The sequence below is a fragment of the Pseudomonas sp. NUPR-001 genome (genome assembly GCF_052147955.1).
Classification (GTDB): domain Bacteria; phylum Pseudomonadota; class Gammaproteobacteria; order Pseudomonadales; family Pseudomonadaceae; genus Aquipseudomonas.
In genome coordinates, this window is the sequence record NZ_CP197353.1 from 5763704 (window position 1) to 5788361 (window position 24658).

Below are 24658 nucleotides of genomic sequence, written 5' to 3' on the forward strand. Positions count from 1 at the left end.
TTGCGTCCGCCCCTGCCGTGGCGGACTCTGGATTTTTACTTGCCCGACTTGATCTTGGTCCAGCTACGGGTCATCAACCGTTGCACCTTGGGAGGTAGCTCGGAGTTGACGTACAACTTGTCCAGCACTGCTTGCGGTGGATAAACCGCTTCGTCGGTTCGCACGCTCTGGTCCATCAGCTCGCCAGCCTTGGGGTTCGGGTTGGCATATCCGACGTAATCACTGACCTGGGCAATCACCTCAGGCTTCAGCAAATAGTTGATAAAGGCATGGGCCTCTTTGACATTGGTCGAGTCCTTGGGGATCGCCAGCATGTCGAACCAGAGGTTGCCGCCCTCTTTAGGAATTACATACGCCACTTCCACACCCTTGCCGGCCTCTTCGGCGCGGGATTTGGCCTGGAACACATCACCGGAGAAACCAGCGGCCACGCAGATGTCGCCGTTAGCCAGGTCGGAGATGTACTTGGAGGAGTGGAAATAGGTCACGTAAGGACGCACTGCCAGCAGTTTTTTCTCGGCATCGGCGTAGTCCTTGGGATTGGTGCTGTTGGGGTCACGCCCCATGTAGTTCAACACCGCCGGGAGCATCTCGTCAGCCGAGTCGAGGAAGGCGACGCCGCACTTGGAGAGTTTCTTGATGTTTTCCGGTTCGAACAGCATGGCCCACGAGTCGATCGTGTCGGTACCCAGCGCCGCCTTGACCTTCTCGACGTTGTAGCCGATGCCATTGGTGCCCCACAGGTAGGGAACGGCGTACTGGTTACCCGGATCGTTCTTCTCCAGACGCTTCATCAGCACCGGGTCGAGGTTCGAATAGTTCGGCAGCAGCGACTTGTCGAGCTTCTGGAACGCGCCCGCCTTGATCTGCTTGCCGAGGAAATGGTTGGACGGCACCACTACGTCATAACCGGTACGACCGGCCAGCAGCTTGCCTTCCAGGGTTTCATTGGAGTCAAAGACATCCTGTACCGGCTTGATACCGGTTTCTTTTTCGAAGTCCGCGAGGGTCGTCTGACCGATGTAGTCCGACCAGTTATAAATGTGCACCGTGGGCGCCGCTTGGACGCTGATCGCCAGCGTCATACCCGCTCCAGCCAGCATGGCCTTGCGAAATACAGAATTAGACAAGTGGATAGTCCTCACATTAATGCCCGTAGCAAACGGCATAAATACCTGCCGTTTCAGCAAACCGGCGCGCAACTTACCTTCGATGCACTCATGTCGCAAAAAAAATTAACTTTTGAAGCGCCCTGGGCGCGAAATGCACCGCCCAGGGCCTCAAGCCGGCTTACTTGCCCGACTTGATTTTCGTCCAGCTGCGGGTGATATCGCGCTGGGCGGCTTTCTCTGGCGCCTTGATGGCGTACAGCTTGGCCTTCACTTCATCGTTCGGGTAGATGGCCGGATCGCTGGTGATTTCTTTGTCTACCAGCGGGGTTGCAGCCAGGTTGCCGTTCGGGAAGCGTACGGCGTTGGTGATTTCAGCCATGATTTCCGGCTGCATCAGGAAGTCCATGAACTTGTAGGCGGCTTCGACGTTCTCGGCATCTTTCGGCATGGCGACCATGTCGTAGAAGGTACCGGCGCCTTCCTTAGGAATGGTGTAGCTCAGCTTGACCTTGTCGCCGGCCTCGTGAGCACGCGCCTTGGACTGCTCCAGGTCACCCGAGTAACCCACGGCCACGCAGATGTTGCCGTTGGCCAGATCGGAGATGTACTTGGAAGAGTGGAAGTAGGTGATCGAAGGACGGATCTTCAGGAACAGCTCCTCGGCCGCCTTCAGGTCTTCCTTCTTGGTGCTGTCGCTCGGCTTGCCCAGGTAGTGCAGCGCCGCCGGGATCATCTCGGTCGGTGCATCGAGGAAGCTCACGCCACAGCTTTTGAGTTTTTCGATGTTCTCAGGCTTGAACACGGCATCCCAGGAGTCGATCTTGTCGACGCCCAGCGCAGCCTTGACCTTCTCCGGGTTGTAGCCAATGCCGATGGAGCCCCACATGTACGGGAACGCGTATTTGTTGCCCGGGTCGCTGGCATCGCCGACGGCCTTGAGCAGTGCCGGGTCGAGGTTTTTCCAGTTCGGCAGCTTGGAGCGGTCCAGCTCCTGGTAAACACCGGCTTTGATCTGTTTGGCCAGGAAGTTGTTGGACGGGATGACCACGTCGTAGCCCGACTTGCCCGCCAGCAGCTTGGCTTCAAGGGTTTCGTTACTGTCAAAGACGTCATAAACAACTTTGATACCGGACTGCTTTTCGAACTTGGCAACGGTATCTGGCGCGATGTAATCGGACCAGTTGTAAACGTGGACAACCTTGTCATCCGCTTGAACAGCACTGGCCATGGCGCCCATCAGGGACACAGCCAACAACGTCTTGCCCAATTTCATCATGCGTAATGCTCCAGAATTTTTTATTTAGCCATCTGTTCAGTGGCCAGCTCTCTACGGTGCAAGTACTGGGCGACTGAAACAGCCGCTAGTCTGGCAAGTTCCAAGGCGCTCTTTCAAGGAAAGCGCGCCTCGAAACACGATGATGCCATTACGCTAGCCTAGCACTTGGTTATTTCAGCGCCTCAAGTGTCAAATCCAGGCATTTGCGCGCCTTTTCCACCAACTCGTCGATCTCTTCACGGCTGATCACCAGCGGTGGAGCGATGATCATGGTGTCACCTACCGCACGCATGATCAGGCCATTGTCGAAGCAGTGCTGGCGGCAGATCATGCCTGCGCCCTGACCTTCGTAACGTGCCCGAGTGGCTTTGTCTTTGACCAGTTCGATTGCACCGAGCATACCCAAGCCACGCACTTCACCCACCAACGGATGATCGCTGAGCTCGCGCAGACGTTTCTGCAAATACGGTGCCGTTTCTTCCCGAACCTGATCGATAATTTTCTCTTCGCGTAGGATGCGCAGGTTTTCCAGGCCCACAGCGGCGGCCACCGGGTGACCGGAGTAGGTAAAGCCGTGGTTGAAATCACCCCCTTCGCTGACCACCTTGGCCACTTCGTCACGCACGATCACACCGCCCATAGGGATGTAACCGGAGGTCAGGCCTTTGGCGATGGTCATCAGGTCAGGCTTGAGGTCGTAGTAGTCAGAACCGAACCACTCACCGGTGCGCCCGAAACCGCAGATCACTTCGTCGGCAATAAACAGGATGTCGTACTTGGCAAGGATCTCTTTGATCTTCGGCCAGTAGGTCTCAGGTGGAATGATCACGCCGCCAGCGCCCTGGATCGGCTCGGCAATAAAGGCAGCGACGTTGTCTTCGCCGACTTCAAGGATCTTTTTCTCCAGTTGCTCGGCAGCCCAGACCCCGAACTCATCCGGCGTCATGTCACCGCCTTCACCGAACCAGTAAGGCTGCGGGATATGCACGATGTCTGGCAGCGTGCCGCTTTGTGCGTGCATACCGCTCATGCCACCCAGCGCAGCACCGGCCACGGTGGAACCGTGATAACCGTTGATGCGGCCGATGATCACCTTCTTCTGTGGCTTGCCCTTGACCGCCCAGTAGTGGCGAACCATGCGCAGGTTGGTGTCGTTACCTTCGGAGCCAGAGCCAGTGAAGAACACATGAGTCATACCTTCAGGCGCCACGGCCGAAACCGCTTTGGCCAGTTCCAGCGCCGGTGGGTGGGCGGTCTGGAAGAACAGGTTGTAGTACGGCAGCTCGCGCATTTGCTTGGCTGCAACGTCAACCAGCTCTTCGCGACCGTAACCAATCGCCACACACCACAGACCAGCCATGCCATCGAGGATCTTGTTGCCCTCGCTGTCCCACAAGTGCACACCTTCGGCTTTTGTGATGATTCGCGGGCCCTTCTCTTTCAGCTGCTTGTAGTCACTGAAAGGCGCCAGGTGATGATCACGGCTCAGGTCTTGCCACTCACGGGTTTGCGGGTTGTTGACGCTCATGTGCTTCTCCGTTTTCTGACGGCCGCGCTCCTGCGGCTCCGGGTTGATCAGACCGCAAACAGCAGGAACTCACGTTCCCAGGAGCTGATTACGCGTTTGAAGTTTTCATGCTCGGCGCGCTTGGTAGCGACGTAGCCGGTAATGAATTTCTTGCCCAGGTAAGGTTCCAGGGCGGTGCAGTTCTCCATGCGCTCCAGGGCGTCTTCGATGGTCAACGGCAAGCGCAGGTTGCGCCGCTCGTAACCACGACCCTGTACAGGCGCGCTTGGCTTGATGCCTTCGACCATGCCGATGTAGCCACACAGCAAGCTGGCAGCGATGGCCAGGTACGGGTTGGCATCGGCACCTGGCAGACGGTTTTCGACCCGGCGATTCTGTGGGCCGGCATCCGGCACGCGCAGGCCAACGGTACGGTTTTCCTCGCCCCATTCGACGTTCACCGGCGCCGAGGTGTCGGGCAGGAAGCGGCGGAACGAGTTGACGTTCGGGGCAAACAGCGGCAACACCACTGGGATGAATTTCTGCAGGCCGCCAACGTGGTTGAGGAACAGCTCGCTCATGCGGCCATCTTCATCAGAGAAGATGTTCTTGCCGGTGTGCACGTCGATGATGCTCTGGTGCAGGTGCATGGCGCTGCCTGGCTCACCGGTCATCGGCTTGGCCATGAAGGTGGCGGCCACGTTGTGCTTGAGCGCCGCTTCACGCATGGTGCGCTTGAACACCAGAATCTGGTCGGCCAGCGCCAGGGCGTTACCGTGACGGAAGTTGATTTCCATCTGCGCCGTGCCGTCTTCGTGGATCAGCGTGTCGAGGTCCAGGTTCTGCAGTTCGCACCAGTCGTAGACGTCTTCGAACAGCGGGTCGAATTCGTTAGCCGCTTCAATAGAGAACGACTGACGACCGGTTTCCGGGCGGCCGGAGCGGCCAACTGGCGGCTGCAGCGGGAAATCCGGGTCTTCGCAGCGCTTGGTCAGGTAGAACTCCATCTCGGGCGCCACGATCGGCTGCCAGCCCTTGTCGGCGTAGAGTTTCAGCACCTTCTTGAGCACGTTGCGCGGCGACAGCTCAACCGGGTTGCCCTGTTTGTCGTAGGTATCGTGGATCACCTGAGCGGTTGGCTCGATGGCCCAAGGCACGAGAAACACCGCGTTCTCGTCAGGCCGGCAGATCATGTCGATGTCTGCCGGGTCCAGCAATTCGTAATAAATGTCGTCGTCGACGTAATCGCCGGTAACGGTTTGCAGCAAGACACTCTCGGGCAAGCGCATGCCTTTTTCAGCAATGAACTTGTTGGTTGGAGAAATCTTGCCACGTGTGATCCCGGTGAGGTCGCTGATCAAGCACTCGACTTCGGTGATCTTGTGTTCTTTCAACCAATCGGTGAGCTGGTCGAGGTTATTACTCATAACTACCTCAGGAGGTAAATGTCTGGACTGTCGTCAGGACACCCGGAGTGGGCCGTCCCAGACATTCTGGATGCCGCGCGAAGCTAAAGCAAAAGCCACGCAGGGGCATACCGCGGCGCTGGCCGCTATAGTGATGGCAGAGAATATTTGAAGGTGCATCGACAACAGGCAGGCTGCCCTGGGCGTCAATTATTTCAGCCAGGGTGCTGCGTACTGACGCGTAGCGATAAGCGCTCGCGTAAAATGCGTGCAGACCGATCTGCGGGCGGCAGGCGGTGATGCCGGTTGTCGGCAGGCGTGACATGTAACCCCCGGTATTATTGATGTTATGGGTTGCCACCGAGCTTAGCCTTGTTCATTTTTTTACACAACACCCCCGTAAAAAATAGAACACGGCCCGCTCAAAACCGCTTCTATCGTACGAAAGCAGCAATTGTCCGCGCCCTCAATTGCAGCAAAAATGCCGCTTGAGGGCCAATTTAGGGCATCATGGGGTTGGCTTGACTTCAGTAGGGCTTTCCGATTGACTGGAGCTGCAAGCCCCCATTGATTGATATTTTTAACAACAAAGGTGTTGCATCATGTCGGTACCCCCGCGTGCCGTTCAGCTTAACGAAGCGAACGCGTTCCTTAAGGAACATCCTGAGGTTCTCTACGTTGACCTTCTGATTGCAGATATGAATGGTGTGGTGCGTGGCAAGCGCATCGAGCGCACCAGCCTCCACAAGGTTTACGAGAAAGGCATCAACCTGCCGGCCTCACTCTTCGCATTGGATATCAACGGTTCAACGGTCGAAAGCACCGGCCTTGGCCTGGACATCGGCGATGCCGACCGCATCTGCTATCCAATCCCGGACACCCTGTCCAACGAACCCTGGCAGAAGCGCCCTACCGCGCAGCTGCTGATGACCATGCACGAACTTGAAGGCGAGCCGTTCTTTGCCGACCCGCGGGAAGTCCTGCGTCAGGTTGTGAGCAAATTCGACGCGATGGGCCTGACCATCTGCGCCGCGTTCGAGCTGGAGTTCTACCTGATCGACCAAGAGAACGTGAATGGCCGTCCGCAGCCGCCACGCTCGCCGATTTCCGGTAAACGCCCACAGTCGACCCAGGTGTACCTGATCGATGACCTGGACGAGTACGTAGACTGCCTGCAAGACATCCTCGAAGGCGCCAAGGAACAGGGCATCCCTGCCGACGCCATCGTCAAGGAAAGCGCCCCGGCGCAGTTCGAAGTCAACCTGCACCACGTAGCCGACCCGATGAAGGCCTGCGACTACGCGGTACTGCTCAAGCGCCTGATCAAAAACATCGCCTACGACCATGAAATGGACACCACCTTCATGGCCAAGCCCTACCCGGGCCAGGCGGGTAATGGTCTGCACGTCCATATCTCGGTGCTGGACAAAGATGGCAAGAACATCTTCACCAGCGAGGATCCCGAGCAGAACGCCGCACTGCGTCACGCGATCGGCGGTGTGCTCGAGACCCTACCGGCGTCGATGGCGTTCCTGTGCCCGAACGTCAACTCGTATCGCCGATTCGGTGCCCAGTTCTATGTACCCAACGCTCCGAGCTGGGGCCTGGACAACCGCACCGTGGCCCTGCGCGTACCGACCGGTTCGCCGGATGCCGTGCGCATCGAACACCGCGTTGCCGGTGCCGACGCCAACCCGTACCTGCTGATGGCTGCCGTACTGGCGGGCGTGCACCATGGTTTGAGCAACAAGGTCGAACCTAACAAGCCGATCGAAGGCAACGCCTACGAACAGGTTGAGCAGAGCCTTCCGAACAACCTGCGCGATGCACTGCGCGAGCTGGACGACAGCGAAATCCTCAACAAGTACATCGATCCGAAGTACATCGATATCTTCGTGGCCTGTAAGGAAAGTGAGCTGGAGGAGTTCGAACACTCCATCTCCGACCTTGAGTACAACTGGTACCTGCATACCGTTTGATGCTCGTATCGCGGGGCAAGTCGGGTCGCCGCACCGCCGCTCCCACCGGTGATTGCCGGTGGGAGCGGGCTTGCCCCGCGATGGTTTCCCGGTTCCCACACCACTCGTTGAAAATCCACAGCTCTGTAAGAGTGTTCTGTCAGTCCCTTCTGATTCATACTTCCGGCCGTTGCGCCTGATGCCTCCTGAACCTAGTCTGCTGTCGTCGTTGGATCGTCCAATGACCGGATTTAGCAGTCCGAACTTAGATTCAGTCACTTCGCAACGCTGCTGTTATGGCAGGTGTGCGCGGGGCATCTTCGGGTGCGCCGGGGTTTTGACTGACTCTGCCCGGTCTGCTAACCCGCGTACAGCTGCCACCCTTCGTTTAGCAGCGAATTGTGGCTGCCCGATGTGGAGTCAGTCATGAAGAAACACGTACCCGATCCCCCCAGCTTCGACCTTTCCACCCTCACCACCGCCAGTCGATCCTTCGGCGAAGGCCGGATGTTCAATATCAGCGCGGGTATCTCTAGCGAAGAAGCGTTGCTTTACGCCTGCCACTTGCTGCAAAACGCCGAAGCTACGGTAATGGCAGCGACCAATAACCTGGAGCTTTCGGACCGTTCTCTGGTTGCAGGCGTCGGCCAGCATATCGAGACTGCGCGAGCCTTGATTGATGCGGTGATCGATGGGGCTGGAGTGCCGCGGCTGTTCAGCTACTGCTAGTTGGCTGAGGACCTTTTCGCGGGGCAAGCCCGCTCCCACCGGTGATTGCCTGTGGGAGCGGGCTTGCCCCGCGATGCTTTACAAGGCCTTTTCGAAGATCTTGGAGTTTCGCTGGTAGTTGTACAGCGACGCCCGCGCCGCCGGCAGCCGCTCTACCCCGCTAGGCACAAACCCACGCTCGCGGAACCAGTGTGCGGTACGGGTCGTCAGGACGAAAAGGGTATTGAGCCCCATCTCCCGCGCCCGCGTTTCAATGCGCTCCAGCAGCTCATCACCACGGCCGCCATGGCGATACTCAGGATTGACCGCCAGGCACGCCAGCTCCCCCGACTCGGAATCGGCAATCGGGTACAACGCTGCACAGGCGATGATCATGCCTTCGCGCTCAACCACACTGAATTGCTCGATTTCACGCTCCAGTACTTCACGCGAACGACGCACCAGAATGCCCTGCTCTTCCAGCGGGCTGATCAGGTCAAGCAGGCCACCGACGTCTTCGATCGCCGCCTCGCGAACCTTCTCGAATTGCTCCTGGGCCACCAGGGTGCCGCCACCGTTGCGGGTGAACAGTTCGGTAAGCAGCGCGCCGTCTTCGGCATAGCTGACGATATGGCTGCGCGCCACACCGCCACGGCAAGCCTCGGCGGCGGCATCAAGCAGTTCACCCTGGTAGTCACTGCCCAGGCGAACCAGATGCGCGGAAACCTGTTGCGGACGCAATTCACGCACCAGCCGCCCCTGCTCATCGAGCAACCCGCGTTCGGCACCGAACAGCAGCAGCTTGTCAGCCCCCAGCTCAATCGCCGCACGCGTGGCGACGTCTTCGCAGGCCAGGTTGAAAATCTCGCCAGTCGGCGAATAGCCCAGCGGCGACAGCAGCACGATGGAGCGCTCATCGAGCAGGCGGTTGATACCTTTGCGGTCTACCCGGCGCACTTCGCCGGTGTGGTGGTAATCCACCCCTTCGAGCACCCCGATCGGGCGGGCGGTGACCAGGTTGCCCGAGGCCACGCGCAAGCGCGAGCCCTGCATCGGCGAAGCCGCCATGTCCATCGACAGGCGCGCTTCGATGGCCAGACGCAGATGCCCTACCGCATCGATCACACACTCCAGGGTGGCGGCATCGGTAATGCGCATGCCGCGATGGTAGTGCGGCGTCAGGCCGCGATTGGCCAGGCGCGCTTCGATCTGCGGGCGCGAACCGTGCACCAGCACCAGGCGCACGCCAAGGCTGTGGAGCAACACCAGGTCGTGAACGATATTGCCGAAATTAGGGTGTTCAACACCATCACCGGGCAACATGACCACAAAGGTGCAGTCGCGGTGGGCGTTGATGTAAGGCGAAGCATGACGCAGCCAGTTGACGTAATCGGGCATAACCACAGAGCCTGTAAAAAATGGGACAAGAACGGGAAAGCACACAGCGCTCGAAGGGTTATCGTCGGAACAGGCTTGGCGTCACGCGCACTCTCCTTTGGCAAAACGGCTGAGCTCAGCGGGCAATTACCGGGCTCAGGCAATAATGTTCGATCAATTCACGCAATAGACGCACGGTAGGCTGCAAGCGTGACATTTCAAGGTACTCGCCCGGCTGGTGGGCGCAGGCGATGTCGCCCGGGCCCAGTACCAGGGTGTCGCAGCCCAGGCGCTGAAGATAAGGCGCTTCGGTGCCAAAGGCTACCGCTTCGGCACGGTGTCCGGTTAGACGTTCGGCCAGGCGCACCAGTTCAGCATCGGCAGCCTGCTCGAACGGCGGCACTTCGGGGAACAGCGGGGCATAGTCGATTTTCACCTGATGCTGCTCGGCCAACGGCGCCAGTTTCTGCCGGATCGCGGCACGCAGCATCTCTGGGTCCATCCCCGGCAACGGCCGCAGGTCGAACTCCAGGGCGCACTGGCCACAGATACGGTTGGGGTTGTCGCCACCGTGGATGCAACCAAAGTTCAGGGTCGGTTGCGGCACACTGAATTGGGTGTGGTTGAAGTCTTTTTGCCATTGGCGGCGCAAGCTCATCAGCTCGCCCATCACCTCATGCATGGCCTCCATCGCACTATGCCCCAGGCTAGGATCCGACGAATGGCCACTGCGCCCGAGAATATCGATGCGCTCCATCATCACGCCCTTGTGCATGCGGATCGGCTTGAGCCCGGTCGGTTCACCAATCACCGCCGCCCGGCCCAGCGGCCGACCAGCTTCGGCCAAGGCACGGGCGCCAGACATCGAGCTTTCTTCATCGCAGGTGGCGAGAATCAGCAGCGGCTGCTTGAAATCATGGGTCAGCAACGGCTGCACCGCCTCGATGATCAAGGCGAAGAAGCCTTTCATGTCACAACTGCCAAGGCCAACCCAACGGCCATCGACCTCGGTCAGTTTCAACGGGTCGGTCTGCCACAGGCCCGGGTCATAGGGCACCGTGTCGCTGTGCCCGGCCAACACCAGCCCACCCGGGCCGCTGCCGTAACTGGCGAGTAGATTGAACTTGCCCGGCGCCACCTGCTGGATATCGCAGGCAAAACCCAGATCGCCCAACCAGCCGGCCAGCAGGTCGATCACCGCGCGGTTGGACTGGTCCAGCGCAGGTTGGGTGCAACTGACCGAAGGCGTCGCAATCAGGGCGGCAAACTGGTCTTTGAGCGATGGCAGCGGCATGCGCGTTCTCCTCGGGACGAAGCTCATCATAGGGCCATCGGGCACCTGGAATAAACCGTCGGCGGCCGAGTCCTGTACACTGCACGGCCAAGACGCTCCCTGTCATCCGAGCCTGGATTACCCAGCAATGCACAAAGAAACCGAAATCAAACTGCGGGTCAGCCGCGAGACCCTCGCCGCCCTGCGTGAACATCCATTGCTGAAGAAGCGCAACAAGTCTGGCTGGCAGCAGCGCGAACTGCTGAACCAGTACTTCGACACCCCTGAGCGTGACCTGGCTGGCGCCAAAGTTGCGCTGCGCCTGCGCCGCGACGGCGATGTGGTCATCCAGACCCTCAAGACCCGCGGCCAGAGCGTTGCCGGTCTGTCTCAGCGCAATGAACACGAGTGGCAACTGCCCAAGGCCAAGCTCGATCTGAAAAAGCTCGACGAGCAATGCTGGCCAGCCGAACTCGCCGAGGTGGATAAAAAAACCATCAAAGCCCTGTTCACCACTGATTTCACCCGTGAATACGCCGAAATCGCCTGGGGCCGTGGCAAGTCGAAAGTGGTCATCGAAGCGGCCCTCGACCTGGGTACCGTGGTGTCCGGCAAGCTCAAGGAAGAAATCTGCGAGCTGGAGCTGGAGCTGCGTGAAGGCGAACCTGAAGCACTGCTGGAGCTGGCGGCTGAACTGTCCGCCACCCTGCCGCTGTTCCCGTGCGACATCAGCAAGGCCGAGCGCGGTTACCGCCTGCTCGATCCGGCCAGCTATGCCTTGAGCCTGCCTGCTGCCGAGCTCACTGCCGAAATGCCGCTGGACGACGCCTATGCCGCCCTCGCCTGGCAATTGCTCGGCGCCAGCCAGCGTCTGGCTGAGCAGTACCGCTTCAACGGCCACTGGCGCCTGCTGCAAGACTGGGTTCAGGCCCTGGCCGAACTGCGCGCACTGACCAGCAGCCTGGGTCAGGCGGCGCCACGCAGCACCACTGCTGCCCTGCGCAGCAGCCTCGATGCTCTGTTGGAAGACTGGCGCCCGCTGGTGCTGGCCGGTAACGACGATGAAGACGTTCGCCGCGCCGCGCCTGAGCAGTTCGCCGAAGAGCTGCTGGACACCCGCTGGGGCCAGTTCTCCCTGGAAACCTCACGTTGGCTGCTGGCCCGCGGCTGGGCCGTCGAGCGCAACAAGCGCGGCGACCGTCAGGGCGCTGCGCAACTGACCAACTGGCTGAACGTGCTGCTGGCCGATGAAGCCAAGGCCCTGAACCTGCCGCTGTACCATCGCCAGCCGGAAGACCTGGCCGAACAGCTGCCGCGTATCGAGCGCCTGCTGGCCTGGCTGCACCATGCCCGTCAGGTACTGGAGAGCCCGGACCTGGACCGCCTGTTCGGTGAGCTGAACAAGTTGCACGAATTGGCCAACCTGCCGATCAGCGACGAAGTGGAAGCTGATGTGCGCACTGAAGTCCTCGAGGCGCGTGTCCACCAGGTGATGGCCGTGTTCCAGAGCCGTGGCTGGAAGCACCTGCTGCGCAAGTAAGTCCTAGGCTCTGTACGGCAAGTTTTGTGGGAGCGGGCTTGCCCCGCGAATTCAGGCTTTGCTGCCGCGTTGCGGCAGATCGCGGGACAAGTCGGGTCGCCGCACCGCCGCTCCCACTACGATGGATGACCATACTTTTCGCACAAAACCTAGCGCAGCACCGGCAGACTCGTCGTGGACTTGATTTCGGACAAGGCCACGATCGAGTTGACCTCTTGAATCCCCGGCACCATCGACAGCTTCTCGAAGAAGAACCGCTCGTAAGCTTCGATGTCCGGGGTGACAATACGCAACAGAAAATCCACCGATCCCATCAGCACGTAGCACTCCAGCACTTCCGGGAAACCGCGTATCGCCTCGGTGAACTCGGTGAAGTTGGAACGCCCGTGGGCGTTGAGTTTGACCTCGGCAAAAATCTGCGTGTTCAGGCCGATCTTCTTGCGATCGAGCAAGGTCACTTGCCCGCGAATCACCCCCTCTTCCTTCAAACGCTGAATACGTCGCCAGCAAGGCGACTGAGAAAGGCCAACACGCTCGGCGATCTGTGCACTGGACAGCGAAGCGTCCTCCTGCAGCAAGGCCAGAATGCGGCGATCATAAGCGTCGAGTTCGCTGTGCATAATTTTTCCTGATTTGTGCTTACTGGCGAATTGAACGAGTCGAACATTCGCTGATTACGCTGATCATAGAGAAAAAATACCCGCTCACGCATGGGAAAATTCCTGACACTGAATCCGGAGACACCCATGAGCGCACTTGAACGCTTCGACAGCCCTGTGACCCCCTTGCGAGACGACGTCTGGGCCGTCGGTAGCGCCCAGCGCTGCGTGCATTACCAACTGCAGGTCGAAGCCGAACCCGACAGCCTGTGCCGGGTGCTGAATCTGTTCGCCCTGCAGTTCCTCACCCCACACAAGGTGCAGATGACACAAAGCGGCGATGTGCTGGCAGTCGACATCGAAATTGCCGGTTTGAGTTGGCATCGGGCGGAACTCATTGCACAAAAAATGCGCAATCTGATCTGTGTCGACGAGGTGCATCTGGCGTTGGTGCAGCGCCTGGACTGAACCTGGAAATGCCTGGATACGTAGATCGGCCTTGCATTTGTCCACAGTCAACTACGCTTGTGATTGCCACCCCTTCAGGCAGCAAGGCAAGGACGCCACATGACTGTCAGCGACGAAGACCGCAGGCTTAGCCTCGACGGTCTCCTGGCCGATCTGCTGGATGCCCGGCTGATCAGCGCAAACACGGCCCACACCCTACGATCTCAGCGTCTGTCCAACGACATCCATCCGCTTGAACACCTTGCTTGTCAGCGCCTTCCCGACCCACACCAGCCCGGTCGGCACCTGGATCTGCAAGCCCTCTGCCAGTGGCAGGCCAAACGGGCCGGCTTGCCGTACTTGCACATCGACCCGCTGCAACTTGACCTTGCTGCCACCACCGGCCTGATGTCTGCCGCCTTCGCCCAGCGCCACGGTATTCTGGCCATCGCCGCCGATAGCCAATGTGTCACGGTGGCCAGCGCCGAACCTTACGTCCGCGCCTGGGAAACGGACCTTGCGCAGGTGCTGCGTCGACCGATCAAACGTGTGATGGCCAGCCCGGTACAGATCCGTCAGTTCAGCCAGGCATTCTTCCACCTGGCCCGCTCCGTCAACGGCGCCAGCCGCCAGCCACTGCCGCTGTCGTCAGCTGCCAACCTCGAGCAACTGCTTGAAGTGGGGGTTCACAGCCAGCCACATGCAGACGATGACGCCCATATCGTCAGCATCGTTGACTGGCTGCTGCAATACGCCTTCGATCAGCGTGCCAGCGATATTCACCTTGAACCGCGGCGCGAGCAGGGCCATTTGCGTTTGCGTATCGACGGTGTGCTGCATCCGGTCTACCAGTTTCCGGCCGAGGTCACGCTGGCCGTTGTCAGTCGCCTGAAAACCCTGGCGGGGATGAACGTCGCGGAAAAACGCCGGCCCCAGGATGGCCGGATCAAAACCCGCCTGCCAACCGGCAGCGAAGTCGAACTCCGTTTGTCGACCTTGCCCACCACCTTTGGTGAAAAGCTGGTGATGCGCATCTTCGACCCCAACCTGCTCCAGCAGGACTTCGCTCAATTAGGCCTGGCAGGTGAAGACCTGCTGCGCTGGCAAACGCTGATCGGCCAGCGCCACGGCCTGATTCTGGTGACGGGGCCGACCGGCTCCGGCAAAACCAGCACCCTGTATGCCACCCTCAAATACCTGGCAACACCACAGGTCAACCTGTGTACGGTCGAAGACCCGATCGAAATGGTCGAGCCCGGCTTCAATCAGTTGCAGGTCCACCCGGCGATAGACCTGGGCTTTGCCGAAGGCGCCCGCGCACTGCTGCGCCAGGATCCGGACATCATCATGATCGGTGAGATCCGCGACCTGGAAACCGCTCAGGTCGCCTTCCAGGCAGCGCTGACCGGCCACCTGGTGCTGTCCACCCTGCACACCAACGATGCCTGCAGTGCGATCAGCCGTTTACTCGAACTGGGCATTGCCGCGCACCTGATCAAGGCGGGCCTGATCGGGGTGATGGCCCAGCGTCTGGTGCGTACCCTGTGCAACGTCTGCAAGGTGCCGGCTGCGAAGGGTGAAATCGGTTATCAGGCGCAAGGCTGCAACGCGTGCCGCCAGACTGGCTATCACGGGCGCACCGGCATTCATGAGTTGTTGTGTATCAGCAGCGCACTGAGCGCAGCCATACGCCCCGATAGCGATCTGGCGGAGCTACGCCAGCAAGCCCTCCAGGAAGGCCTGTGCAGCCTGCAGCAGAGCGGTAAGCAAAAAGTGGCCGCTGGCCTTACTACAGCGGCAGAAGTCCTCAGAGTGGCCTCAGGGAACTAGAGACGGGCAAATCACTCCAATCGCTCAGTTCAACTCAGCTGGAGTCACCCTTGATGCGTCTCAAACCTGCAGTCGCAACCCTTGCCCTGCTTTCCCTGCCCCTTGGTTCGGCCATGGCCGACACGTTCTGGCGCAATGTCATTACCTCCGGCGCAACCACCGGCTCCACCTACCTGACCTCCAAAGACCACAAACTGGTCGCTGCCGCTCAGGACGATGCCAGCAGCTTTGTTGCCAGCGAAGGGGCTATTCGTGGGCCTTACCTGGAATCCGCCATGCGTCAGGTACGGGCTGAAAACCCGGGGCTGGAAGCTAGCGACATGGAGCTGGCCAACGCCATTCTGGCTAAGCCGTAAATTTACCGGTAGGAGCGGGCTTGCCCCGCGATTGCGGTGTACCAGTTACATCGCAATCGCGGGGCAAGCCCGCTCCTACAGGTGGTGCAAGGCGATCAGCTGCGGTACTCATCCACCGGCACACACGCACAAAACAGATTGCGGTCGCCAAACACGTTGTCCACCCGATTCACCGCCGGCCAGTATTTGTGCAACCGCACATGCTCACTCGGCGCAACGCCTTTGGCCAGGCTGTAAGGCCGCTCCCACACCCCGAGTACATCCGCCAATGTATGTGGCGCATGTTTTAGCGGGTTGTCTTCTGCCGGCCAATTGCCGTCCTGTACCTCACGAATTTCTTCACGAATGCTCAGCATCGCTTCAACGAAGCGATCCAGCTCCGCCTTTGACTCGCTCTCGGTCGGCTCGACCATCAGGGTTCCCGGCACCGGGAACGACATGGTCGGCGCATGAAAGCCGTAATCCATCAGGCGCTTGGCCACGTCCTCTTCGCTGATCCCGGTCAACGCCTTCAACGGCCGCAGATCAAGAATGCACTCATGCGCGACCCGTTCATTGCGCCCGCGATACAACACCGGAAATGCGCCGCCCAGTTGTTCGGCCAGGTAGTTGGCCGAGAGGATCGCCACTTCACTGGCGTCGGCCAGTTGCGGCCCCATCATGGCGATGTACATCCAGCTGATCGGCAGGATGCTCGCACTGCCCCACGGCGCTGCACTAACGGCGGTGTTCTGTGGATCTGGCCCGGGAACTGGCACCACCGGGTGGCTGGCAACGAAGGGCGCCAGGTGCGCACGTACGCCGATCGGGCCCATGCCCGGCCCACCCCCACCGTGGGGAATGCAGAACGTCTTGTGCAGATTCATGTGTGAAACATCGGCACCGATGTCGGCCGGCCGGGTCAAGCCGACCTGGGCATTGAGGTTGGCGCCATCCATGTACACCTGACCACCGTGACTGTGGATAACTTCGCAGATCTCGCTGATCCCCTCCTCATACACACCATGGGTCGAGGGATAGGTCGCCATCAGGCACGACAGCCGCTCACCGGCCGCCATCGCTTTGGCCTTGAGGTCAGCCAGGTCAACGTTGCCCGCCTCATCGCATTCGACGATCACCACTTGCATACCCGCCATCTGTGCCGAGGCCGGGTTGGTACCGTGCGCCGAAGAAGGAATCAGACAGATGTCGCGCTGCGGCTGATGCCGGCTGCGGTGGTACTTGGCAATCGCCATCAGCCCGGCGTACTCGCCCTGAGCGCCAGAGTTGGGCTGCATGCAGATCGCGTCAAAGCCGGTGATTGCACATAACCAGGCTTCCAGCTCATCGATCATCGCCTTGTAGCCCTGCACCTGGGCAGCAGGCGCAAAGGGATGCAGCGCAGCAAAGCCCGGCCAGGTGATCGGGATCATCTCGCTGCTGGCATTGAGCTTCATGGTGCAGGAGCCCAGCGGAATCATCGCCTGGTTCAGCGCCAGGTCCTTGTTCTCCAGTTGTTTGAGATAGCGCAGCATCTCGGTTTCACTGTGGTGCAGGTTGAACACCGGATGCGTGAGGAAGGTCGACTGTCGCACCAGGGCTGCAGGAATGCCTTCCGGCAAGGCCAAGGCATCGAGCGCGGCAATGTCCAGACCGTGGTCAGCGCCCAGGAACACATCGAACAGGCGCATCACCGTCGATTCATCGCAGGTTTCGTCGAGGCTGACGCCCAACTGGCCGCGGCCAAGAATACGCAGGTTGATCTGCGCGGCTTCCGCGCTTTCGATAATGGCCGTCTGGCTGCCGCCCACTTCCAGGGTCAGCGTGTCGAAGAAGTGTTCGTTTAGGCGTTTTATGCCTTTGCTCTCAAGCCCCGCCGCCAGCACAAAGGTCAGCGCATGCACGCGCTGGGCGATGCGCTGCAAGCCTTCCGGGCCGTGGTACACCGCATAAAAAGCGGCGATATTGGCCAGCAGCACCTGAGCGGTACAGATGTTGGAGTTGGCCTTCTCGCGGCGGATATGCTGCTCACGGGTTTGCAGGGCCATGCGCAACGCCACGTTGCCGCGAGCATCCTTGGACACCCCGATAATGCGCCCAGGCATCGCCCGCTTGAACGCATCCCGGCAGGCAAAGTAGGCCGCATGCGGGCCGCCATAGCCCATCGGTACGCCAAAACGCTGCGAGGTGCCCAGCACCACGTCGGCGCCCTGCTCGCCCGGAGGGGTCAGCATCAACAGGCTGAGCAGATCGGCCGCCACACAGGCCAGTGCATGCTGCTTGTGCAGGTGCTCGATAAGCGGCCGCAGGTCACGGATTTCGCCGTGGGTATCGGGGTATTGCAGCAAGGCCCCGAACACCTGGTAGTTGGCGAGGTTATCCACAGCATCGATAACCAGCTCGAAGCCGAAGCCCTCGGCGCGGGTCTGCAGCACCGACAGGGTTTGTGGATGACAATGCTCATCGGCGAAAAACACATTGCTTTTCGACTTGGCCATGCGCTTGGCCAGCGCCATGGCTTCCGCCGCTGCCGTGGCTTCGTCGAGCAAGGAGGCGTTTGCCAGGTCCAGCCCGGTGAGGTCGATGATCATCTGCTGAAAGTTCAGCAGCGCTTCGAGGCGGCCTTGGGCGATTTCTGGCTGATAGGGTGTGTAGGCGGTGTACCAGCCCGGGTTTTCGAGGACGTTGCGCAGAATGACGTTGGGGGTGACCGTGCCGTGGTAGCCCATGCCGATCAGGCTGGTCCACACCTGGTTCTGTTCGGCATAGCCCCTGAGTTTGCTAAGGGCGGCCTGTTCATCGAGGGCGGCGGGTAATGCCAGCGGGCCACTCAAGCGAATGCCTGGTGGTACCGTCTGCTCGATCAGCTCACGGCGGCTGCCCAGGCCCAGGGCCTGCAGCATGACCTGCTGCTCCGAGGCATCAGGGCCCAGGTGGCGACGCAGGAAAGGATTGGGGTCGTGCAGTTGGCTCAGGGACGGCGACTGGGACATAGCGGCTCTCTCTTCCTAGACCAAGCCCCGAGCAGTCGAGGCATATTGAGTCTAGGAAGAGATTGGCGCTTTGTGTGAAAACTATTCGCCGATAGCGGCTGCGTAACCTGCAGCGTCGAGCAGTTTGTCCAGCTCGGCCTTGTCGCTTGGCTTGAGCTTGAAGATCCAGCTGGCGTAAGGATCGCTGTTCAGCGACTCAGGGCTGTCGGCCAGTTCTTCGTTCACCGCGATCACTTCACCGCTGACCGGGGCGTAAATGTCCGAAGCCGCCTTAACCGACTCGACCACACCCGCAGCATCGCCAGCCGCGAAGACTTTGCCGACTTCGGCCAGCTCTACGAATACCACGTCGCCCAGTGCTTCCTGGGCATGATCGCTGATACCGACGGTGATGGTGCCGTCAGCTTCCAGTTTGGCCCACTCGTGGCTTTCGGCAAAACGCAGGTCGGCGGGGATATTGCTCATCTTGTTGTCCTCGATAGGGTCAGCGGTAGGCCCGCCAGAATAGGTTCAGATCAAAATCTTGCCATGGCGCACGAAGGTCGGCTTGACCACCCGCACCGGGTACCACTTGCCGCGGATCTCCACCTCGGCACGATCTGCGGTTGCCATCGGCACCCGCGCCAGCGCAATCGACTTGCTCAGCGTAGGAGAGAAACTACCACTGGTGATCTCTCCTTCGCCAATCCCGGCGACATGAACCACCTGATGAGCGCGCAAAACACCACGCTCCTCCAGCACCAGGCCGACCAGTTTTTGCTCAACGCCGTGCTCGATTTCTGCAAGCAGACCCTGGCGGCCGATGAAGTCACGCTCCGCCGGTTCCCAGGCCACGCTCCAGCCCAGGTTGGAGGTCAGCGGGGTGTGTGCCTCGTCAATGTCCTGGCCGTACAGGTTCATGCCTGCTTCAAGACGCAGGGTGTCGCGTGCGCCAAGGCCGCTCGGGGCGATACCGGCGCCAACCAGATCGTTGAAAAACGCGGGGGCCTGAACGGCCGGAAAGATGATCTCCAGACCGTCTTCCCCGGTGTAACCGGTGCGGGCGATAAACCAGTCACCTTCGTTACGGCCCTCAAAGGGTTTGAGCTCACGGATCAACGCTGCCCGCGGTGCCGATACCAGCTCGGCAACCTTGCTGCGCGCATCCGGCCCCTGGATTGCCAGGATGGCCAACTCGGGGCGCTCGATCAGTTCAACCTGATAACTGCCCTTGCAGGCATTCATCCAGGCCAGGTCTTTCTCTCGGGTCGCGGCATTGACCACCAGGCGATAACCGTCTTCACAGCGGTAGACGATCATGTCGTCAATGACCCTACCCTGTTCATCGAGCATGGTGCTGTACAGCGCCTTGCCGACTTCGGTCAAACGTTCGACGTCGTTGGCCAGCAAGCGCTGCAGCCAGACACGGGACTCGGCGCCGTGTACATCGATGACGTTCATGTGGGAAACATCAAACACTCCACAGTCGCTTCGCACCTGATGGTGCTCTTCGACCTGCGAGCCATAATGCAAGGGCATGTCCCAACCGCCAAAATCGACCATTTTGGCGCCAAGCGCCAGGTGCAGGTCATACAAAGGCGTGCGCAGTCCCATGGGTTTCTCCTTCCGGGCGTGGCTAAGCCACGGCTGTTGGCAGCATTTCAGCTACCCGGTCTGTAGGACCGGCCGCAGCGAATGCCGCGCATTGTAGCTGCAAGCTCGAGGGCTGACACCCTCAGCGCGTTTGACCGACGTTTCGGGCTGAGCGTCGAATCAGACCGATGACCGGTAACAGGCCGACCACAATAAGGGTCAGGGCAGGCAGCGAGGCCCGCGCCCACTCGCCTTCGCTGGTCATCTCGAAGACCCGAACCGCCAGGGTGTCCCAGCCGAACGGACGCATCAGCAGCGTTGCCGGCATTTCCTTGAGGACATCGACGAACACCAGCAAGGCCGCACTCATGGCGCCCGGCACCAACAGCGGTAGATACACCTTGAAAAACAATCTTGGGCCACTGACCCCAAGGCTGCGTGCGGCTTCCGGTAGTGACGGGCGAATTCGACCCAGGCTGTTCTCCAAGGGCCCATACGCCACGGCCATGAAGCGCACCAGATACGCCAACAGCAAGGCCGACAGGCTGCCCAGCAACAGCGGCCTGCCGGAACCACCCAACCAGTTGGACAGCGGCACCACCAGTTGATTGTCCAGGTAACTGAACGCCAGCATGATCGACACCGCCAATACCGAGCCAGGCAAGGCATAGCCAAGATTGGCGATGCCAACCCCGGCACGGATCCCCGAAGTGGGCGCCTGACGACGGGCAAAGGCCAGCACCAGTGCCACGGACACCGTGATCAACGCTGCCATTGCCCCCAGGTAGAGGGTGTGAAGAATCAGGCTGGAATAACGCTCATCGAGATCGAAGCGCCCGCGCTGCCAGAACCACACCAGCAATTGCAGCACCGGGATGACGAAGGCGCAGGCAAATACCAAAGTGCACCAGCCCGTCGCAGCCAGTGCCTTGATGCCGCGCAGGTGGTACAGCGCCTTGCCCCGGGGCCGCTCATTGCTGCTGCGTACCGCGCCACGGGCACGGCGCTCGCCGTAGAGCACCAACATCACCGCCAACAGCAGCAAACTGGCCAGTTGCGCGGCACTCGACAGGCTGAAAAAGCCGTACCAGGTCTTGTAGATCGCGGTGGTGAACGTGTCGAAGTTGAACACCGACACCGCGCCGAAATCAGCCAGGGTTTCCATCAATGCCAAGGCGATACCGGCAAAAATCGCGGGGCGCGCCATCGGCAATGCCACTCGCCAGAACGCCTGCAGCGGCGAATGACCAAGCACGCGCGCGGCCTCCATCAGGCCTTTGCCCTGGGCCAGAAAGGCAGTGCGCGCCAGCAGGTAGACATAGGGGTAGAACACCAGCACCAGCACGATGATAACGCCGCCGGTGGAGCGTACTCGCGGCAGGCGCATCGGCCCGAACCACTCCCGCAGCAGGGTTTGTACCGGCCCGGAGAAGTCCAGCAAACCCACGAAAACGAAAGCCAGCACATAGGCAGGAATGGCGAACGGCAGCATCAGCGCCCAGTCCAGCCAACGCCGTCCGGGGAATTCGCACAGGCTGGTGAGCCAGGCCAGGCTCACGCCCAGCAAGGTGACACCCACTCCGACCCCGACAATCAAGGTCAGGGTGTTGCCCAACAGGCGGCTCATCTGGGTGTCGAGCAGGTGCGACCAGATCTGCATGTCGATCGACTGCCACGACAGCAGCAGCACGCTCAGCGGCAGCAGCACCAGAGCGGCAATGGCGAAAACCAGGGGATACCAGCGGCGTTGGGCGGGGTGAGCCAAAAGGAAGAATCTCTACATAGGAACATGGGCTCTGTGGGAGCGGGCTGGCCCCGCGATAGCGCTGTGTCAGTCACGTTGCTATCGCGGGGCAAGCCCGCCCCCACAGGGTGCCCGGCAGGATAAAGCTTTGCGCTTAGTTCCAGCCAGCCCGGTCCATCAAGCGAATGGCTTCGGCCTGACGCTTGCCGGCCACTTCAACCGGGATGCTGTCAGCCTTGAAGCTACCCCAGGCGGCGACTTCTTCAGACGGTGCGACTTTCGGGTTGGCCGGGAACTCCTGGTTCACGCCCGCGAAAATCTTCTGCGCTTCTTCGCCGGTCATCCACTCGACCAGCTTTTTGGCCGCTTCAGGATGCGGTGCATATTTGGTCAGGCCGATGCCCGAGAGGTTGACGTGCACACCACGGTCAGCCTGGTTTGGCCAGAACAACTTGACCGCCAGGTTCGGGTTTTCCTTGTGCAGGCGGCCGTAGTAGTAGGTGTTGACGATGCCCACGTCGCACTGGCCGGCGTTGATGGCCTGCAGCAAGGCGGTGTCGTCAGAGAACACGTCGGTGGACAGGTTGTTGACCCAGCCCTTGATGATTTCCTCGGTTTTCTTCTCGCCGTGGGTTTCGATCAGGGTTGCGGTCAGCGACTGGTTGTAGACCTTCTTCGCGGTCCGCAGGCACAGGCGCCCTTCCCAGTTTTTGTCGGCCAGCGCCTCATAGGTGCTCAGCTCTTCGGGTTTGACTCGGTCGGTGGAGTAGACGATGGTCCGTGCGCGCAGGCTCAGGCCGGTCCAGTCGTGGGACGAAGCGCGGTATTGCTTGGGAATGTTGGCGTCGATCACGTCCGATTTGATCGGCTGCAGGATGCCCATCTGTTCGGCCTGCCAGAGGTTGCCAGCATCGACGGTGAGCAGCAGGTCGGCGGTCGCGTTCTGCCCTTCAGCCTTGATCCGCTGCATCAGCGGCGCTTCTTTGTCGGTGATGAACTTGACCTTGACCCCAGTCTTGGCGGTGTAGGCGTCGAACACCGGCTTGATCAACTCGTCGATGCGCGAGGAATACACCACCACTTCATCTGCTGCCTGGGCGGTACCGCCCAACAGGGTCAGAGCCAGGGCGGCCAATACGTGCTTGCGTGGCAACATGGTGCAGTCCTCGGAGTTCAATTGAGGCGCAAATGGTAGTGAATGCCATTTACCTTCTCAACCGAACTCACTGGGGAGGAGTTACCAGATGTTACAGCGGCAACGGAGTAGCTTCAGGCCTGCGCCAGTTCTGGCAGATCACCACTGAGCCCCAACGCCTGGCGCACGAACAACGCTTTGGCCTCAGGTAATTGCTCAACCCATTTCAAACCACTGTTGCGCAACCAACGCAGCGGCAGCGGATCGGCCTGGAACAAACGCTCAAAGCCTTCCATCGCCGCCATTAGCGCCAGGTTGTGCGGCATGCGCCGCCGCTCGAAACGGCTCAACACACGCTCATCGGCCAGGCGCTCGCCACGCTCATAGGCGCGCAGCAATTCTTCGGCCAGCACTGCGGCATCAAGAAAGCCCAGGTTGACGCCCTGGCCCGCCAGCGGGTGAATGGTGTGTGCAGCATCACCAATCAACGCCAGGCCTTCGGCGACGTAACGTTTGGCATGCCGTTGGCGCAGCGGTACGCACAGCCGTGGGTCAGCCTGCAGCACGCGGCCAAGGCGGCCTTCGAAGTCACGTTCAAGTTGTGCACAGAACTGCGCGTCGTCCAGCTGCATCAGGCGCTCGGCCTGTTCAGGTGTGGTCGACCAGACAATCGAACACCAGTCCTGCTGGCCATCGCGCAGCAGTGGCAAGAAGGCCAGCGGCCCCTCGTCGGTAAAGCGCTGCCAGGCTGTGGCCTGGTGCGGCGCGCTGCAGCGCACACTGGTGACAATGGCGTGGTGCAGGTAATCCCACTCGCGGGTTTCGCAACCGGTCAGGCGGCGCACCGCCGAATTCGCCCCGTCGGCGGCAATCACCAGTGGCGCGCGCAGGGTGCGGCCATCGGCGAGAGTCAGCAGCCATTCATCACCGGAGCGGCGCATTTGCTCCAGGCGTGCATTGGCCAGCAAGCCGACTTCACTGTCATGCAGGCGCTCCAGCAAGCCATCCTGCACCACACGGTTCTCAACGATATGGCCGAGCACTTCGGCATGTACGCTGGCGGCAGAGAAATGAATCTGCCCGGTGCCACTGCCGTCCCAGACGCGCATGTCGGTGTAAGGGCTGACACGCCGCCGCTCGATGCCTTGCCAGGCACCCAGACGCTCAAGAATACGCTGGCTGGCCATCGACAAGGCGCTGACCCGCGGCTCGAAAGGCGCTTGCTCATCGAAGGATTTGACCGACAGCGGGCTGCCATCGAGCAGGAGAATTTCCAGGCCACTGTGCTGCAACGCCAGGGCCAGGGCGCTGCCGACCATACCGGCACCGACAATCAACAGATCTGCGCGCATTTCCATGCCTTAAGCCTGTCTCGCTTGCGGCTTGAGCCGCACGTAAAGGGTTTTGTCGACCTGCGCCACCAGCTCGCCGGCAGCGTCACGGATATCGACCTGGAGGCGTGGCAGGTACTTCTTGCCGCCCGCCGTGTGCTCCCGAATATCGGCCAACAGTTGCTCGTCGATACGCAGCTCGGCGAATACCGGGCCTTTGCCCGGCGAGATGAAATCGATGCTGGCCGCTTTGTCCCAGACAATGTATTCGCGGCCCAACAGCTCCATCAGCATCAGCATGTAGAACGGATCGACCATCGAATACAGGCTGCCGCCGAACTGGGTGCCGACATAGTTGCGATTGAGCCGGTTCAGGCCCATGCGCACCTTCACCTGACGAAAGTCGGCACTGATGCTTTGCACCCGGATGCCCGCGCCGATGTAGGGCGGATAAAAGTTGAGTATCCAGCGCAGCACGCGCGCACGCCGTGCCAGTTTGCGCGAATCGGCCATGC

Annotated in this window: 21 protein-coding genes; 6 read left to right on the plus strand and 15 right to left on the minus strand. The window is 60.4% G+C overall.

The genetic code is table 11. From position 1 onward, the window contains the following. Positions 1 to 35 precede the first annotated feature (35 nt). The 5 genes from ACP6KB_RS26450 to ACP6KB_RS26470 form a co-directional block, all read right to left on the minus strand. Positions 36 to 1130 carry a polyamine ABC transporter substrate-binding protein gene (locus tag ACP6KB_RS26450; RefSeq protein WP_442110607.1) on the minus strand — a complete coding sequence of 365 codons (1095 nt, stop codon included), beginning with the start codon at positions 1128 to 1130 and terminating at the stop codon, positions 36 to 38. 160 nt (positions 1131 to 1290) lie between these two features. Further along, positions 1291 to 2388, minus strand: a complete 1098-nt coding sequence (locus ACP6KB_RS26455; protein ID WP_442110609.1) for a polyamine ABC transporter substrate-binding protein — start codon at positions 2386 to 2388, stop codon at positions 1291 to 1293. Between the two features lie 169 nt (positions 2389 to 2557). Beyond that, positions 2558 to 3916, minus strand: coding sequence for an aspartate aminotransferase family protein (locus ACP6KB_RS26460; RefSeq protein WP_442110611.1), 1359 nt, complete (start codon positions 3914 to 3916; stop codon positions 2558 to 2560). Positions 3917 to 3963: 47 nt separating this feature from the next. Continuing rightward, positions 3964 to 5322: a glutamine synthetase family protein gene (locus ACP6KB_RS26465; protein WP_442110613.1), complete on the minus strand. Its 1359-nt coding sequence runs from the start codon at positions 5320 to 5322 to the stop codon at positions 3964 to 3966. A gap of 7 nt (positions 5323 to 5329) precedes the next feature. Further along, a complete protein-coding gene (locus ACP6KB_RS26470) occupies positions 5330 to 5662 on the minus strand; it encodes a hypothetical protein (RefSeq protein ID WP_442110615.1) in 333 nt (110 codons plus the stop codon). 241 nt (positions 5663 to 5903) lie between these two features. Here ACP6KB_RS26470 and ACP6KB_RS26475 point away from each other — a divergent pair, with 241 nt between their 5' ends. Further along, the gene (locus ACP6KB_RS26475) at positions 5904 to 7280 is read left to right on the plus strand and encodes a glutamine synthetase family protein (protein WP_442110616.1); all 1377 of its coding nucleotides are present in this window, start codon (positions 5904 to 5906) and stop codon (positions 7278 to 7280) included. 405 nt (positions 7281 to 7685) lie between these two features. Next, positions 7686 to 7988, plus strand: coding sequence for a DUF6124 family protein (locus tag ACP6KB_RS26480; RefSeq protein ID WP_442110618.1), 303 nt, complete (start codon positions 7686 to 7688; stop codon positions 7986 to 7988). A gap of 78 nt (positions 7989 to 8066) precedes the next feature. On the opposite strand, the gene argA is transcribed toward ACP6KB_RS26480, so the two are convergent. Both argA and argE read right to left on the minus strand, forming a co-directional pair. Continuing rightward, complete coding sequence (gene argA, locus ACP6KB_RS26485; protein ID WP_442110620.1) at positions 8067 to 9365, minus strand: amino-acid N-acetyltransferase; 1299 nt, start codon at positions 9363 to 9365, stop codon at positions 8067 to 8069. A 115-nt stretch (positions 9366 to 9480) separates the two neighbouring features. Continuing rightward, positions 9481 to 10638 (minus strand): acetylornithine deacetylase, encoded by a 1158-nt coding sequence (gene argE, locus ACP6KB_RS26490; RefSeq protein WP_442110622.1) that lies wholly within the window; start codon positions 10636 to 10638, stop codon positions 9481 to 9483. A gap of 127 nt (positions 10639 to 10765) precedes the next feature. Here argE and ACP6KB_RS26495 point away from each other — a divergent pair, with 127 nt between their 5' ends. Continuing rightward, on the plus strand, positions 10766 to 12157 hold the full coding sequence (locus ACP6KB_RS26495; RefSeq protein ID WP_442110624.1) for a CYTH domain-containing protein: 1392 nt from the start codon (positions 10766 to 10768) through the stop codon (positions 12155 to 12157). A gap of 149 nt (positions 12158 to 12306) precedes the next feature. On the opposite strand, the gene ACP6KB_RS26500 is transcribed toward ACP6KB_RS26495, so the two are convergent. Continuing rightward, positions 12307 to 12777 (minus strand): Lrp/AsnC family transcriptional regulator, encoded by a 471-nt coding sequence (locus tag ACP6KB_RS26500; RefSeq protein WP_133213991.1) that lies wholly within the window; start codon positions 12775 to 12777, stop codon positions 12307 to 12309. Between the two features lie 126 nt (positions 12778 to 12903). Here ACP6KB_RS26500 and ACP6KB_RS26505 point away from each other — a divergent pair, with 126 nt between their 5' ends. From ACP6KB_RS26505 to ACP6KB_RS26515, 3 genes are all read left to right on the plus strand, one after another. Further along, complete coding sequence (locus tag ACP6KB_RS26505) at positions 12904 to 13224, plus strand: hypothetical protein (RefSeq protein ID WP_442110626.1); 321 nt, start codon at positions 12904 to 12906, stop codon at positions 13222 to 13224. Between the two features lie 99 nt (positions 13225 to 13323). Beyond that, positions 13324 to 15033: a GspE/PulE family protein gene (locus ACP6KB_RS26510; protein WP_442110628.1), complete on the plus strand. Its 1710-nt coding sequence runs from the start codon at positions 13324 to 13326 to the stop codon at positions 15031 to 15033. Positions 15034 to 15086: 53 nt separating this feature from the next. Further along, complete coding sequence (locus tag ACP6KB_RS26515; protein WP_442110630.1) at positions 15087 to 15389, plus strand: DUF2388 domain-containing protein; 303 nt, start codon at positions 15087 to 15089, stop codon at positions 15387 to 15389. A 95-nt stretch (positions 15390 to 15484) separates the two neighbouring features. Here the strand turns inward: ACP6KB_RS26515 and gcvP are convergent, their stop codons facing one another. The 7 genes from gcvP to ACP6KB_RS26550 form a co-directional block, all read right to left on the minus strand. Continuing rightward, complete coding sequence (gcvP, locus tag ACP6KB_RS26520; RefSeq protein ID WP_442110632.1) at positions 15485 to 18361, minus strand: aminomethyl-transferring glycine dehydrogenase; 2877 nt, start codon at positions 18359 to 18361, stop codon at positions 15485 to 15487. An 81-nt stretch (positions 18362 to 18442) separates the two neighbouring features. Then, positions 18443 to 18826, minus strand: a complete 384-nt coding sequence (gene gcvH / locus ACP6KB_RS26525; RefSeq protein WP_442110634.1) for a glycine cleavage system protein GcvH — start codon at positions 18824 to 18826, stop codon at positions 18443 to 18445. A 45-nt stretch (positions 18827 to 18871) separates the two neighbouring features. Further along, a complete protein-coding gene (gcvT, locus tag ACP6KB_RS26530) occupies positions 18872 to 19954 on the minus strand; it encodes a glycine cleavage system aminomethyltransferase GcvT (protein ID WP_442110636.1) in 1083 nt (360 codons plus the stop codon). Positions 19955 to 20075: 121 nt separating this feature from the next. Continuing rightward, positions 20076 to 21698: an ABC transporter permease gene (locus ACP6KB_RS26535; protein WP_442110638.1), complete on the minus strand. Its 1623-nt coding sequence runs from the start codon at positions 21696 to 21698 to the stop codon at positions 20076 to 20078. A 133-nt stretch (positions 21699 to 21831) separates the two neighbouring features. After that, the gene (locus tag ACP6KB_RS26540; RefSeq protein ID WP_442110639.1) at positions 21832 to 22833 is read right to left on the minus strand and encodes an extracellular solute-binding protein; all 1002 of its coding nucleotides are present in this window, start codon (positions 22831 to 22833) and stop codon (positions 21832 to 21834) included. 113 nt (positions 22834 to 22946) lie between these two features. Next, positions 22947 to 24164, minus strand: coding sequence for a 2-octaprenyl-3-methyl-6-methoxy-1,4-benzoquinol hydroxylase (locus ACP6KB_RS26545; RefSeq protein ID WP_442114389.1), 1218 nt, complete (start codon positions 24162 to 24164; stop codon positions 22947 to 22949). A gap of 9 nt (positions 24165 to 24173) precedes the next feature. Further along, complete coding sequence (locus ACP6KB_RS26550; protein ID WP_442110641.1) at positions 24174 to 24656, minus strand: DUF4442 domain-containing protein; 483 nt, start codon at positions 24654 to 24656, stop codon at positions 24174 to 24176. Positions 24657 to 24658 lie beyond the last annotated feature (2 nt).